The organism is Bacillus cereus group sp. BfR-BA-01522 (genome assembly GCF_022662635.1).
Taxonomy (GTDB): Bacteria; Bacillota; Bacilli; order Bacillales; family Bacillaceae_G; genus Bacillus_A; species Bacillus_A cytotoxicus.
On record NZ_JAKUDY010000005.1, the window covers coordinates 269,485 to 283,293 of the forward strand.

Here is a 13,809-nt window from a genome sequence, read left to right on the forward strand (position 1 = left end):
CCTAACTTATTTTTATTGTTCGCTAACATGAACTTTTACTGTAGCTGTTACTTGTGGATGCAATTTCACAGTTACATTTGTATAACCTAATGAACGAATTGCATCTTCCATTTCAAATTTGCGCTTATCAAGCTTAATTTTGTGTGTTTTTTGCAGTTCATCCACAATTTGTTTGCTTGTGATGGAACCGAATAAACGACCGCCCTCACCAGATTTCGCCTTTAACTCTACAGTTAATTTTTCTAGTGTTTCTTTTAACTTTTTAGCATTCTCAAGCTCAGCCGCTGCCTCTTTTTCTTCTTTACGCTTTTGAGCTTCCAAAGTTTTCATGTTACTGTTGTTTGCTTCAGCAGCTAATCCTTGCTTTAATAAAAAGTTATTCGCATAACCATCTGGTACGTTTTTGATTTCCCCTTTTTTTCCTTTACCTTTTACATCTTTTAGAAAAATTACCTTCATGATTGTGTGCCTCCCTTTAAATAATCCTCAATAACCAATTGAAGCTTCTCTTCCGCTTCATCGATTGTTGTATTTTTTATCTGTGTAGCAGCATTTGTTAAATGACCACCGCCACCTAGGTTTTCCATAATGAGTTGTACATTCACTTCGCCTAAAGAACGTCCACTAATTCCGATGAAGTTTTCCCCGCGTTTTGCAATAACAAAAGAGGCAATGATCCCTGTCATTGTCAGTAATGTATCAGCAGATTGCGCAATCAATACTTGGTCACAATATTCATCACTATCTACCTTGGCAATCGCAATTCCATTTTTATAAATGTACGCATTTTGAATTGTTTTTGCAACTCGTAAATACTGCTGCATATCTTCTTTTAACAATTCTTGTACAAGAACTGTATCCGCCCCGTGCGACCGTAAATAAGAGGCGGCATCAAACGTACGAGCGCCTGTACGGAATGTAAAACTTTTCGTATCTACAATAATCCCCGCAAGTAATGCCGTCGCTTCTAGCATCGTCATCTTTAAACGTTTCGGCTGGTATTCAAGTAATTCCGTTACGAGCTCCGCTGTAGACGAAGCATATGGCTCCATATAGACAAGCAATGGATCTTCAATAAATTCCTCACCACGTCGATGGTGGTCGATTACAACTACATTCTCAATTTTGTGTAGTAGCTTCTCCTCCATCACCATGGAAGGTTTATGCGTATCCACAACAACGAGTAATGAATCATCTGTCGCAAATTCCATAGCCTGCTGGGGTGTAATAAAACGAGACCATAAGTCCTTATTTTGCTTTACTTTCTCCATTAAACGTTTTATCCCTTTATCCGAGTCATTCTCATCTAACACGATATACCCTTCACGCTCGTTTAATTGAGCTACTTTTAAAATACCAATAGCGGCACCAATTGCATCCATATCCGGTGCTCTATGCCCCATTATCATCACGTTGCTACTTTCAATTACTAAATCTTTTAACGCATGAGAAATCACTCTTGCTCTTACACGTGTCCGCTTTTCAACAGGATTTGTCTTACCCCCATAAAACTTCACCTTACCTGTCGCTTGCTTAATTGCTACCTGATCTCCCCCTCGTCCCAATGCAAGGTCTAAACCAGATTGTGCCATTGCTCCAAGCTCAGATAAAGACAAGTCACCTGATCCGACACCAATACTTAATGTAAGCGGAATATTCCTTTTCGATGTTTCTTCACGCACTTGATCTAAAATATCAAATTTCCCTTTCTCCATTTGCATTAAAATGCTTTCATTTAATACAACGAAGAACCGCTCTGAAGAAGCTCGTTTTAAATACGCTCCATATTTCAGTGCCCATTCATTTAAGCGCGATGTTACAAGACTCGTTATATTCGTGCGCAATTGATCATCTAATCCTTGGGTAACTTCATCGTAGTTATCCAAGTAAATAATCGCTAAAACTGTGCGTTGATCCTCATACATTTTTTCAATCTCTGTTTGCTCCGTTACATCAAAGAAATAGATTAATTTCTCTTCTTTTCTAACGAACACACGAAACTTACGATTATTTAAAGATACAATATCATCAGAACTTTCCCCTTTTATAAAAAGAAGTAATGTTTCTGATACATCATATAGATGCCAACCCGCCAAAGAATGTTGCCCCAAGCAGGAAGATAAGTAAGGGTTTGCCCAATCAATTCCATACTCCTTATTGTATAGTAAGATACCAATCGGCATTTGATTAAAGGCTTCATTACTTACTTTCTTTACCCTCGTAATCATATCAGTCGTATACTTTTCAAGCTTTTTTTGAAAAGTTAACTCAAAACGTATGGCAAAAAAAAGCACAATACAAAAAATAAAAAAGGCCACCATTCCCATAAACCAATGAAAGAAACTAAGAATGGCTATAAGTACAAACATAAAAAAGGCCAACACATAAACAGGATATAAAAACCGCTGTCTTTTATAAAATTCAGGCATGAATCCAACTCCTATAAAGTAAAACTAACATAGATGATACTCACACGTTAGTTGAACAAATTAAACGTCAGCCTAAGCAACGTTCATTACAGATTCCCATAGTATACCACAAATACTACAACGTTCTTTCGCTACCATTTATTTTGACTTTATTCTAGAACGGAATGGAAAACCTAAATCAATTATACCTAAGATTGTTACAAGAGAAAACAATTGCGGGACAAACATGCAGATAACAAATCCAACAATTGGGATTGCCTTTGAATACCCTTTAGCATGTGCCAAAAAGGTTATAAACCCAAATCCTTGAAACAAAAGCAATATTGAAAAAATAAAGTATACGTTAGAAAATGCAATATCGAAATATGAACTTGGCTCTGCCTTTATAAAAGCAGAACATATAATCAATAAAACATAGTACCAAATGATACTTTTTGGTAATTGCATATTTCGAAATTCAGGCCATTTAACAATTGGATACCGTAATTTTCTTAAAACATTTCCAGCTATCAAAACTGTTAGCCACGAATAAATCAATGCCACCATAACAAGTATGCTTGGTAATAGGTTTCTCAATAATCCCATCAGTTGTTCTAATTCCGCTTTTTGCTCTTGTGAAACCGGTACACCAGCAGCCTTGATTATTTTTTCACTTTGCTCGATTCCTTCTTTAAACATATCTTGCATTTGTTTCATTAAATCTAATTGTAAAAATTTGATGCTTCCAATATAAATGAACAAAAAGCAGACTAAATAGGAAAGTGTTCCTATTATTAATATTTCAACTGGTTGTCTTTTCTTTTTATACATATAACCTAAAGTAAATCCTATTATGCCACACATAACCGTTTTTACTAAGCTAATTGGCGAACTAACAACAAGCGTAACCAGCAGAGAAACAACAAACAACATACATGCACTCGGAAGCGAATAGCGAATGATAAATAATATAAAAGGCAATGGCAATGCAAACGTTGCAACGAGACTTAAGATAGGAACGTATAGCGATACGAGAAGTAACACTGCATATATAGCTAATAATGCCGCTCCCTCTGTAATAATCCTTGTACCTTTCATCTATAAACCTCTCCTTCTAAAAAGAAAAGCATAGCAAAATGCACAGTAAAGTTAGACTCTACTGTGCATTTCATACTTCATTATTCACCAACATATGGTAAAAGTGCCATTTGACGAGCACGTTTAATTGCAACTGTAAGTTTGCGTTGGTATTTTGCGCTTGTTCCTGTTACACGACGAGGTAAAATTTTACCTCGCTCAGAAACGAAACGTTTTAATAAATCAACGTCTTTATAATCGATGTGCGTAATGCCGTTAGCTGTGAAGAAACACACTTTACGACGTTTCGCACGTCCACCTTTGCGTCCTGCCATGTTCATTTCCCTCCATTCTTTGTTAAAAATAACCGATCTATACCATTAGAATGGTAAATCGTCGTCCGAAATATCGATCGGTTGCCCTACATTTGAAAATGGATCGTCATTCTTCGTAAATCCAGAATTACCAGATTGACCAAATGGGTTAGAGCCTTGGTTTCCGAAACCAGCTCCTGATGGCTGCTGATTGAAAGAACCGCGTTGCTCCCCACCGCTATTACGCGGCTCTAAAAATTGTACGCTCTCTGCCAGAACTTCTGTTACATATACACGTCTACCATCTTGTCCCTCATAATTACGAGTTTGAAGACGGCCATCAACGCCTGCTAAGCTACCCTTTTTCAAATAATTTGCCACGTTTTCTGCTTGTTTACGCCATATTACACAGTTAATAAAGTCAGCTTCACGCTCACCTTGCTGATTTGTAAAAGCACGATTCACCGCTAACGTGAAAGTAGCTACTGCAACACCATTGGGCGTGTAACGTAAGTCAGGGTCCTTAGTTAGACGACCAACGAGGATAACACGATTCATCAATCGAACCACTCTCCCTATATATCTTAATTATTATTCTTCTTCTTTAACAACGATGTGACGAATGATATCTTCGTTGATCTTAGCTAAACGATCGAATTCTTTCACAGCTTCTGGGTTAGAATTTACGTTTAAGATCATGTAGAAACCGTCACGTAAGTCGTTGATTTCGTAAGCTAAACGACGCTTACCCCACTCTTTCGTGTTAATGATTTCTGCACCATTGTTAGTTAAAACGTTTGCGAAGCGCTCAACTAAAGCTTTTTGAGCTTCTTCCTCCATGTTTGGACGAATGATGTACATGATTTCGTACTTTTTCATTACACTTTCACCTCCTTTTGGTCTAAACGGCCCATAATGGGCAAGGAGCAATTAATTATTATAATAGTAATTACTCACGAGTTTAGATTATATCATAGTAAGTTAGATGAATCAACTAACCAATAAATAAAAAACTTGGTAAACATATAATATATTCACCAAGCTTTTCTCACTATTTTCCTAGGAAATATCAAATTATACATTAAAGCGGAAGTGCATAATGTCCCCGTCTTTTACAATATACTCTTTACCTTCTAAACGTACTTTTCCTGCTTCTTTCGCCGCTGTCATCGAACCATATTCCATTAAATCAGTATATGAAACTGTTTCAGCGCGAATAAATCCACGTTCGAAATCTGTATGAATCACTCCTGCGCATTGTGGTGCTTTCATCCCTTTTTTAAATGTCCATGCGCGAACTTCTTGTACACCAGCTGTAAAGTAAGTTGCTAGTCCTAACAAATCATACGCGGCACGAATTAATTGATCTAAACCAGACTCTTCAATGCCTAATTCTTCAAGGAATACCTTTTTCTCTTCTTCATCTAATTCAGCAATTTCTGATTCAATTTTTGCACAAACAACAATAACTTGTGAATTTTCTTTTGCTGCAAATTCTTTTACCCTCTGTACATACTGGTTCTCAGAAGGATCCATAATATCCTCTTCACTTACGTTTGCTACGTATAGCATTTCTTTCGTTGTAAGTAAATGAAGCCCTTTAACAACCTTCATTTGTTCTTCTGTAAACTCGATCGTACGAGCTGGTTTCCCTGCTTCAAACGCTTCTTTTAAACGAACTAAAATTTCATGCTCAAATACCGCTTCTTTATCTTTTTGTCTTGCTAATTTAGCAACACGTTCAATACGCTTATCAACAGATTCTAAATCCGCTAAAATTAATTCTAGGTTAATCGTTTCAATATCATCAATTGGATCGACTTTTCCTGAAACGTGTGTAATATTTTCATCTTCAAAACAACGTACCACTTGGCAAATTGCATCTACTTGGCGAATATGAGATAAGAATTTGTTTCCTAATCCTTCACCTTTACTTGCACCTTTTACAATACCAGCAATATCAGTAAATTCGAATACCGTTGGAACAGTTTTCTTCGGCTCAACTAGTTCCGTTAGTTTATTTAAACGATCATCTGGCACCTCTACAATTCCTACGTTTGGATCAATTGTACAGAATGGATAGTTTGCAGATTCTGCCCCTGCTTGTGTAATTGCGTTAAATAATGTTGATTTCCCTACGTTAGGTAAGCCAACGATTCCAGCCGTTAATCCCATATTTTTCACTCCTATGTCTCAATCTTCCATCATTATAGATAGTAACAAATAAAATGACAAGTTACCTAAAAATTCAAAAAAGTAACAGCTACCTTATGTAACTGTTACCTCACATCTATTCTTCATGTTTCACAAGTACTTTTTTCATCTTACGATTAAATTCTCTTCGAGGAATCATTACGGAATGGTCACATCCCTCGCACTTAATGCGGATGTCCATTCCCATACGAATAATCTTCCAACGATTTTCACCACAAGGATGGGCTTTCTTCATTTCCACAATATCGTACAAGTTATATTGCTTCTGCTCCATTCTCTAATCCCCTCTTCCCATTAATTTGCTGTGTTATTAACCATTTCTTCACGATTATATAAAACCATACGTGGATATGGAATTTCAATACCGTGTAAATCAAGACGATTTTTAATCTCTTTTCGAAGAGCTCTTGCAATAATTGCATGTTTCATCGGCGCTACTTCAGCAATTACACGCAATACAACTTCAGATGCAGCAAGTGTTTGAACACCTAATAATTCTGGCTTTGTTACCATATCTTCATATTTTGCAGGCAATTCTTCTAATAATTCTTCAATCACTCGTTCTGCTTGGTCAATATCACTCTCATAAGAGATAGAAACATCAACAAATGCGACGCTGTTGCTAACAGAGAAGTTCGTTACTTGCATAATGCCTCCGTTAGGTAAAATATGAATTTCGCCTGTCCAACTTTTTATTTTCGTTGTACGTAGCCCAATTTCTAAAACAACACCTTCAAACTGACCAATGCGAACATAATCACCAACTGAAAATTGATCTTCTAATAAAATAAACAATCCTGTAATAACGTCTTTTACTAAACTTTGGGCACCAAAACCGACCGCTAAACCGATTACCCCTGCCCCCGCTAATAAACCTGATGCATTAATGCCAAATATCCCTAAAATAGCAATTAGCATAATAAATATAACAACGTATGCCACAATATTTTCAAGCAGTTTTGCTACCGTCATTGTACGGCGCTCTGAAATTTGAATCGGCGAACGGCTGCCCATTCGAAATGCATTTCTTACAATTGCCCTAGCAATTCTAACTACAATTGCACCAAGCACTAAAATAACTACTATTTTGATTGCTCCCATTCCAATATGGGACCAATCAATAGAATCAAACCATTTAGTTAATAAATCCATCTGTTTTACCTCTCCAATAATAATCTTTTATTCATCCCTTATTGTATCAGAAGTTTCCCTTATTTCTTTAAAAACTTTGCTATCTTATTTACATTTTTATCCCGCTATTTTAGGGCAGTAAGACTCCCACCTCAAGATTCAGAGAGAAACAAGGAAGATAGGTGAGAAATTAACTGCCCGTAACAGCCCGATTGGTGAGGGCTCATAATCAGTGGGAGGTGAAGACCCCCACTGATTAAAGTTTCACTTTCTCTTTTGATTAAGGTATAAAATGACACAAAAAAATATATACTGGTACTATTCTTTTCTCTCTTATAAATAATTTGCAACATATATGCTTATAATTCCCCACATCTTAGCTTAATGTAATATTCTTAATAGAAAAAAAGAATGTATAACATATTAAAAAAATGAATAAAAGGATGGGTGCTTCATGAATATTGGGAGTTTTCGCTTACCTTTTTTTGAAAAAGAATCACAAAATGTTATGCATCATGATGTAGAAGCCTCAGAAATATTAAGCAATTTCTTACTATCACACATACCGACCGAATCACCACTTATACTAGTTTGCATAGGAACAGACCGTTCAACTGGTGATGCACTTGGGCCGCTAGTTGGTACAAAATTAGAACAAATAAATATTCAAAACTTCCAAGTATTCGGCACCCTTGATGAACCTGTGCACGCTCTAAATCTCGAAGAAAATATTCAGAATATACAATCTTCAAATCCGAATTCTTTTATTATTGCAGTTGATGCATGTCTTGGCAAGTCACAAAATATCGGTTCCATAACGGTAGGAAAAGGACCTAGTAAACCAGGCGCTGCAATGAATAAAAAACTTCCAGCAGTGGGAGAATTACATATACATGGCATTGTAAATTTAAATGGTTTTATGGAATTTTTTGTGCTTCAAAATACAAGATTAAGCTTAGTGATGAAAATGGCCGATGTAATCGCCCAAAGCATAAAAGAAACAGATCAAAAGTTATCTGTATTAAAAAAGGCAAACCATCTGTAAATAATAAGATGGTTTGCTTTTCAGTTCCCCCCTGAAAGTAGTTCTAAAATTCGATTCAAATCTTCTTTATTAAAAAATTCGATTTCGATTTTCCCTTTTTCTTTTTTTGTTTCCTTAATTTTCACCTCTGTACCGAACTTTTCTCTTAATATTGTTTCACGTTCTATAAAAAAGATATTTCTTTCTTTTTTCTTCTTCTTTGTTTCACGTGAAACTCGCTGATTGATCTCTTGAACAATTTTTTCTAATTGCCGAACATTCAAGCCTTCTTTTTCAATGCGCTTTAATAAAGATTTTAATTGTTCTTCATCCTTAATGGTAAGTAAGGTGCGTCCATGTGCCATTGATAACTTCCCACTTGCAATCATATCTTGCACAAATGAAGGGAGAGTCAGTAACCTTGTGTAATTCGCGATATACGGTCTACTTTTTCCAAGGCGCTTCGCTAATTGTTCTTGTGTTACATTTAGCTCATTCATTAACATTTGATAGGCCATAGCCTCTTCCATTGGATTTAAATCTTCACGCTGTAAATTTTCAAGAAGAGCGAGTTCCATCATTTGCTGCTCGCTCAATTTACGTACAACAACTGGTACCTTTTCAAGATTTGCTTCCTTTGCAGCTCTATATCTTCTTTCACCAGCTACGATTTCATACCCTTTAATACTCTTTCGCGCAATTAAAGGTTGTAAAATGCCATGTTCTTTAATAGAGATTGCTAATTCTTGAATCGCTTCTTTATGAAAGTTTTTTCTAGGTTGGTACGGGTTAGGTCTTAGTTCAGTTACTGCAATCTCTTGAATCGTTTCTTCTTCTTTCACATCTAAATCAGGGAAAAATGCATTTATTCCTCTTCCCAGTCCTTTAGCCACCTGCAATCACTTCCTCTGCTAAATCTATATATACTTCAGCCCCTCTTGATTTAGCATCATACTGCATAATCGGTTTACCATGACTCGGCGCCTCGCTCAAACGAACATTGCGTGGAATAATAGAACGATATACCTTATCTCTAAAGTATTTTTTCACTTCATCTATAACTTGAATTCCTAGATTTGTGCGCGCATCTAACATCGTTAATAATACGCCTTGAATTGCTAAATTTTTATTTAAATGCTTTTGTACAAGACGAACTGTATTTAATAGTTGGCTCAATCCTTCTAATGCGTAATATTCACATTGAACAGGGATAATGACAGAATCGGCTGCTGTTAACGCATTAATTGTTAACAAACCTAAAGATGGAGGACAATCAATAATAACGTAATCATATTCAGTACGAACTGGTTGCAATGCCCTCTGCAAACGTACTTCCCGGGAAATGGTTGGCACCAATTCAATCTCAGCTCCTGCTAATTGAATGGTAGCGGGTAGAACATCTAAGTTTTCAGTTGCGGTCTTCTTTATAACCTCTTGAACAGCTGTGTCTTCTACAAGGACATTATAAATACATTGATCTAATTCGGACTTTTCAATTCCAACACCAGTTGTTGCATTCCCTTGAGCATCAATATCAACAAGAAGAACTTTCTTTCCCATTTGTGCCAATCCGGCTCCTAAATTAACGGATGTTGTTGTTTTTCCAACACCGCCTTTTTGGTTAGCAATGGCAATGATTTTTCCCATGATGTCACCTACTTTCAACCTTTCTATCTTATTCTAAAAATAGTTATATTTATTGTACCATGAAATCAAATATTTTCTTTTATGTCCTTTATTAAACTTCAAAATTTATTTTTAAACTCCTTCTTCATTCCAATAAGAAAAAAGATATATCGTTATTTTTCCGTCATGTATAAGACAAAAACCTCATGAATTGTTTCAATACATGATCCTCTTTCGCCTAAAAAATTGTTTTTCTTTTGTATCAATATAATAAAAAAGCCTCATCAAAAAGATGAGACCTCTATCATATATTGAACCCGCTATTTTCGGGTAACTCAGTTCGTGAAGACTACGAATCAGTAGGGGATGAAGCCCCCACCAATTAAAGTTTCACTCTATTATTTTTTCTTAGGAATTTTAATTGTGATTTGATAATATTCATCAAATTCTTCTTCTTCAGAGTTCACATTCAAACCGCTTTTTGCAACCATTTGTAAAGATTGCCTAATCGTGTTCATCGCAATCCTCATATCGCGACTTACCGCTTTTTTCTTTGCTTTACGCTTCGGTTTTACTTCCTCAAGTAACTTTGCGATTCGCTCTTCTGTCTGTTTTACATTCAATTGTTTTTCCACAATTTCTTGTAAAACTTTTAACTGTAACTCTTCATTTTTCAAAGGAATAAGTGCACGAGCATGCCGCTCTGTAATACTTTTTTCTAATAATGACCTTTTAATATCTTCAGGTAACTTTAATAACCGTAATTTATTTGCGATAGTTGATTGTCCTTTACCAAGTCTTTGTGCGAGTGCCTCTTGCGTTAAATTATGTAACTCAATTAGCTTTTGATATGCAACAGCTTCTTCAATTGCTGTTAACTCTTCACGTTGCAAGTTTTCAATTAAAGCAACTGAAGCTGTTTCCGTATCATTTAAGTTTTTTATAATTGCAGGAACCTTTTCCCATCCTAATTTCGTTGCAGCACGAAAACGCCTTTCCCCGGCAATAATTTCATAACAATCTTCTTCATACTGCCTTACAACAATTGGTTGAATAAGCCCATGCGTACGGATTGTTAATGCTAGTTCATCGATGCGTGCATCATCAAACACCGTCCGTGGTTGATAACGGTTTGGAATGATATTTGCTATCGGAATTTCATGTATTTCTTCATGTATCTTTTTATTTATATCTTCATGGCTTTCATTTTGTATTTCGAGTTCGCTCATTTTATCTCCAAAGCCAAATAAACGAGAAAACGTATTTTTCATACATATTCCACCACCTTTGGGCCTATTGAATATTCTACATAAACATATTCCTTATCAAACATTTACGGTTCCATTTATATAATTTAATCTTACGTCTAATAAGATTTATTTTTCAATAGGTAATTTATTGGGTGTACCTGGCTTACGTGGATATTTTTTCGGTGTTTTGCGCTTTTTCTTGATTAATAAAATGTTCCGTTCACTCTCTTCAAATGGCAATTGGAACGTAGATACCTCTTCTAATTGTCCGCCAAGCACTTCTACAGCATATTTACCATTTTCAATCTCTTCATTAGCTGCTGCACCTTTCATGGCAATAAATGTTCCGCCAACCTTTACAAGCGGTAAACATAATTCACTTAATACAGAAAGGCGAGCTACTGCACGCGCCATTACAATATCGTATGATTCACGTACATGTTCTTTTTTACCGAATGTTTCAGCACGATCATGACAGAAAGCAACGTCACTGAGCTCCAGTTTTTGTGCTAAGTGATTCAAAAAGTTAATCCGCTTTTGCAGTGAATCAACAATTGTTACTTTTAAGTGCGGGAAACAAATTTTTAATGGTATACTCGGAAATCCTGCACCTGCGCCAACATCACAAATAGATAGTGGATTTGAAAAATCGTAGTAAAAAGCAGCAGTAATAGAGTCAAAAAAATGTTTTAAGTACACTTCTTCTTTCTCCGTAATCGCTGTTAAATTCATTTTTTCGTTCCACTCTACTAATGTTTCAAAATACATTTCAAATTGCTCTAATTGTCTAGGAGAAAGGGAAATCCCTCTTTCTCCTAGCATAGATTGAAATTGTTCTATGTTCATCTCGCAATATCTCCTTACTATTTATTGGTTCGATACTCGCGCAATTTTCCCTTGTTCAATGTATACAAGTAAAATGGAAATATCAGCTGGATTTACACCTGAGATACGAGATGCTTGCCCTACAGACAGTGGACGAACCTCTTTTAATTTTTGTCTTGCTTCTGATGCAATACCAGAAATAGCATCATAATCTATATCAACAGGAATTTTTTTACTTTCCATTTTCTTCATACGTTCTACTTGTTGTAAGGACTTTTCGATATATCCTTCATATTTAATTTGAATTTCAACTTGCTCTGCAACCTCATCATTGATTTCTAATTCACTTGGTGCAAGTAAGCGAATATGTTCATATGTCATTTCTGGACGTCGTAGTAAGTCGCTAGCACGTATACCATCTTTTAATTCACTTCCACCAACACTACGAATTAACTCTTGTACTTCAGGACGTGGTTTAATAATAATTCCCTCTAAACGAGCCTTTTCTTGTTCAATTTGTTCTTTCTTTTGAGAATAACGTTCATAACGCTCTTCTGGGATTAATCCAATTTCATGACCGATTTCTGTTAAGCGAAGATCCGCATTATCATGACGTAATAATAAACGATATTCCGCACGAGAAGTTAACAGACGATATGGTTCATTTGTCCCTTTTGTCACAAGGTCATCAATTAAAACGCCAATATAAGCATCAGAACGACCTAAAATGACTTCTTTTTTGCCTAAAGAGCGACATGCAGCGTTAATTCCAGCCATAATCCCTTGGCCAGCCGCCTCTTCATAACCAGACGTACCATTAATTTGCCCCGCCGTATATAAGTTTTTAATCTTTTTCGTTTCAAGGGTTGGCCAAAGCTGTGTTGGTACAATTGCATCGTATTCAATCGCATAACCTGTGCGCATCATTTCAACATTCTCTAAACCAGGAATTGTTTTCAACATTTCACGCTGTACATCTTCTGGTAAGCTCGTTGATAATCCTTGAACGTAGACTTCTTGCGTATTACGTCCTTCTGGCTCTAAGAAAATTTGATGACGTGGCTTATCATTAAATCGTACTACTTTATCCTCAATTGATGGACAATAACGAGGACCTGTTCCTTTAATCATACCAGAATACATAGCAGAACGATGTAAGTTTTTGTCAATTAAGCGATGGGTTTCTTCACTTGTATATGTTAACCAGCACGGAATTTGATCTAAAATAAACTTCGTTGTTTCAAATGAGAACGCACGCGGTTGATCATCTCCTGGCTGAATCTCTGTTTTACTGTAATCAATTGTATTACTATTTACACGAGGAGGTGTCCCCGTTTTAAATCTAACAAGTTCAAATCCAAGCTCTTCTAAATGCTCTGATAATGTAATAGATGGCTGTTGGTTATTTGGACCACTTGAATATTTCAAGTCTCCCATAATAATTTCACCACGTAAAAACGTTCCAGTTGTAATAACAACTGTTTTCGCTGTATATTCCGCACCTGATTGTGTAATTACTCCTTTACAAACACCATCTTCAACAATTAAACGTTCAACCATTCCTTGACGTAATGTTAAGTTCGGCGTTTCTTCAATGGTTTTCTTTAATTCATGTTGATATAAAAATTTATCCGCTTGCGCACGAAGAGCGCGTACAGCAGGGCCTTTCCCTGTATTCAACATACGCATTTGAATATGCGTTTTATCAATATTTCGTCCCATTTCGCCGCCTAATGCATCGATTTCACGAACAACAATCCCTTTTGCGGGTCCACCAACAGAAGGGTTACATGGCATGAACGCAACCATATCTAAGTTAATTGTTAACATTAATGTTTTTGATCCCATTCGTGCTGCTGCAAGACCAGCTTCACATCCTGCATGGCCTGCACCGATTACTATGACATCGTAAGAACCGGCATTGTATCCCATTATTTATT

15 protein-coding genes are annotated in these 13,809 nt (G+C 36.2%); 1 reads left to right on the plus strand and 14 read right to left on the minus strand.

Features of this window, described 5'->3' with window-relative positions; all coding sequences use genetic code 11:
• Positions 1–12 precede the first annotated feature (12 nt).
• The 9 genes from rplI to MR059_RS10260 all read right to left on the minus strand — a co-directional run bounded on the left by rplI (position 13) and on the right by MR059_RS10260 (position 7,165).
• Positions 13–459 carry a 50S ribosomal protein L9 gene (gene rplI / locus MR059_RS10220; protein ID WP_012096452.1) on the minus strand — a complete coding sequence of 149 codons (447 nt, stop codon included), beginning with the start codon at positions 457–459 and terminating at the stop codon, positions 13–15.
• A complete protein-coding gene (locus MR059_RS10225) occupies positions 456–2,429 on the minus strand; it encodes a DHH family phosphoesterase (RefSeq protein ID WP_012096453.1) in 1,974 nt (657 codons plus the stop codon). Before MR059_RS10225 ends, rplI begins: the two co-directional genes overlap by 4 nt.
• A gap of 138 nt (positions 2,430–2,567) precedes the next feature.
• Positions 2,568–3,506 carry a YybS family protein gene (locus MR059_RS10230; protein ID WP_012096454.1) on the minus strand — a complete coding sequence of 313 codons (939 nt, stop codon included), beginning with the start codon at positions 3,504–3,506 and terminating at the stop codon, positions 2,568–2,570.
• An 80-nt stretch (positions 3,507–3,586) separates the two neighbouring features.
• A complete protein-coding gene (gene rpsR, locus MR059_RS10235) occupies positions 3,587–3,820 on the minus strand; it encodes a 30S ribosomal protein S18 (protein WP_012096455.1) in 234 nt (77 codons plus the stop codon).
• Between the two features lie 45 nt (positions 3,821–3,865).
• Positions 3,866–4,360 (minus strand): single-stranded DNA-binding protein, encoded by a 495-nt coding sequence (ssb, locus tag MR059_RS10240; RefSeq protein WP_012096456.1) that lies wholly within the window; start codon positions 4,358–4,360, stop codon positions 3,866–3,868.
• Between the two features lie 30 nt (positions 4,361–4,390).
• Positions 4,391–4,678 carry a 30S ribosomal protein S6 gene (gene rpsF / locus MR059_RS10245; RefSeq protein ID WP_012096457.1) on the minus strand — a complete coding sequence of 96 codons (288 nt, stop codon included), beginning with the start codon at positions 4,676–4,678 and terminating at the stop codon, positions 4,391–4,393.
• A gap of 195 nt (positions 4,679–4,873) precedes the next feature.
• On the minus strand, positions 4,874–5,974 hold the full coding sequence (gene ychF, locus MR059_RS10250; protein WP_012096458.1) for a redox-regulated ATPase YchF: 1,101 nt from the start codon (positions 5,972–5,974) through the stop codon (positions 4,874–4,876).
• 115 nt (positions 5,975–6,089) lie between these two features.
• Positions 6,090–6,287, minus strand: coding sequence for a DUF951 domain-containing protein (locus MR059_RS10255; protein ID WP_012096459.1), 198 nt, complete (start codon positions 6,285–6,287; stop codon positions 6,090–6,092).
• A gap of 20 nt (positions 6,288–6,307) precedes the next feature.
• Positions 6,308–7,165, minus strand: a complete 858-nt coding sequence (locus tag MR059_RS10260) for a mechanosensitive ion channel family protein (protein WP_012096460.1) — start codon at positions 7,163–7,165, stop codon at positions 6,308–6,310.
• A 433-nt stretch (positions 7,166–7,598) separates the two neighbouring features.
• Here MR059_RS10260 and yyaC point away from each other — a divergent pair, with 433 nt between their 5' ends.
• A complete protein-coding gene (gene yyaC, locus MR059_RS10265) occupies positions 7,599–8,189 on the plus strand; it encodes a spore protease YyaC (protein WP_012096462.1) in 591 nt (196 codons plus the stop codon).
• A 20-nt stretch (positions 8,190–8,209) separates the two neighbouring features.
• Here the strand turns inward: yyaC and MR059_RS10270 are convergent, their stop codons facing one another.
• From MR059_RS10270 to mnmG, 5 genes are all read right to left on the minus strand, one after another.
• Positions 8,210–9,061: a ParB/RepB/Spo0J family partition protein gene (locus tag MR059_RS10270; RefSeq protein WP_012096463.1), complete on the minus strand. Its 852-nt coding sequence runs from the start codon at positions 9,059–9,061 to the stop codon at positions 8,210–8,212.
• Complete coding sequence (gene soj, locus MR059_RS10275; protein ID WP_012096464.1) at positions 9,054–9,815, minus strand: sporulation initiation inhibitor protein Soj; 762 nt, start codon at positions 9,813–9,815, stop codon at positions 9,054–9,056. The genes MR059_RS10270 and soj overlap by 8 nt, the downstream gene beginning before the upstream one ends.
• Positions 9,816–10,192: 377 nt before the next feature.
• Positions 10,193–11,065, minus strand: a complete 873-nt coding sequence (gene noc / locus MR059_RS10280) for a nucleoid occlusion protein (protein ID WP_012096466.1) — start codon at positions 11,063–11,065, stop codon at positions 10,193–10,195.
• Positions 11,066–11,170: 105 nt separating this feature from the next.
• Positions 11,171–11,890: a 16S rRNA (guanine(527)-N(7))-methyltransferase RsmG gene (gene rsmG, locus MR059_RS10285; protein WP_012096467.1), complete on the minus strand. Its 720-nt coding sequence runs from the start codon at positions 11,888–11,890 to the stop codon at positions 11,171–11,173.
• 21 nt (positions 11,891–11,911) lie between these two features.
• Entirely contained in the window at positions 11,912–13,801 is a 1,890-nt protein-coding gene (mnmG, locus tag MR059_RS10290; RefSeq protein WP_012096468.1) for a tRNA uridine-5-carboxymethylaminomethyl(34) synthesis enzyme MnmG, read from the minus strand.
• Positions 13,802–13,809 lie beyond the last annotated feature (8 nt).

Coding starts and splice junctions, on each gene's coding strand:
- rplI (WP_012096452.1), bottom strand. CDS start 459: ATGAAGGTAATTTTTCTAAAAGATGTAAAAGGTAAAGGAAAAAAAGGG.
- MR059_RS10225 (WP_012096453.1), bottom strand. CDS start 2,429: ATGCCTGAATTTTATAAAAGACAGCGGTTTTTATATCCTGTTTATGTG.
- MR059_RS10230 (WP_012096454.1), bottom strand. CDS start 3,506: ATGAAAGGTACAAGGATTATTACAGAGGGAGCGGCATTATTAGCTATA.
- rpsR (WP_012096455.1), bottom strand. CDS start 3,820: ATGGCAGGACGCAAAGGTGGACGTGCGAAACGTCGTAAAGTGTGTTTC.
- rpsF (WP_012096457.1), bottom strand. CDS start 4,678: ATGAAAAAGTACGAAATCATGTACATCATTCGTCCAAACATGGAGGAA.
- ychF (WP_012096458.1), bottom strand. CDS start 5,974: ATGGGATTAACGGCTGGAATCGTTGGCTTACCTAACGTAGGGAAATCA.
- MR059_RS10255 (WP_012096459.1), bottom strand. CDS start 6,287: ATGGAGCAGAAGCAATATAACTTGTACGATATTGTGGAAATGAAGAAA.
- MR059_RS10260 (WP_012096460.1), bottom strand. CDS start 7,165: ATGGATTTATTAACTAAATGGTTTGATTCTATTGATTGGTCCCATATT.
- yyaC (WP_012096462.1), top strand. CDS start 7,599: ATGAATATTGGGAGTTTTCGCTTACCTTTTTTTGAAAAAGAATCACAA.
- soj (WP_012096464.1), bottom strand. CDS start 9,815: ATGGGAAAAATCATTGCCATTGCTAACCAAAAAGGCGGTGTTGGAAAA.
- noc (WP_012096466.1), bottom strand. CDS start 11,065: ATGAAAAATACGTTTTCTCGTTTATTTGGCTTTGGAGATAAAATGAGC.
- rsmG (WP_012096467.1), bottom strand. CDS start 11,890: ATGAACATAGAACAATTTCAATCTATGCTAGGAGAAAGAGGGATTTCC.
- mnmG (WP_012096468.1), bottom strand. CDS start 13,801: ATGGGATACAATGCCGGTTCTTACGATGTCATAGTAATCGGTGCAGGC.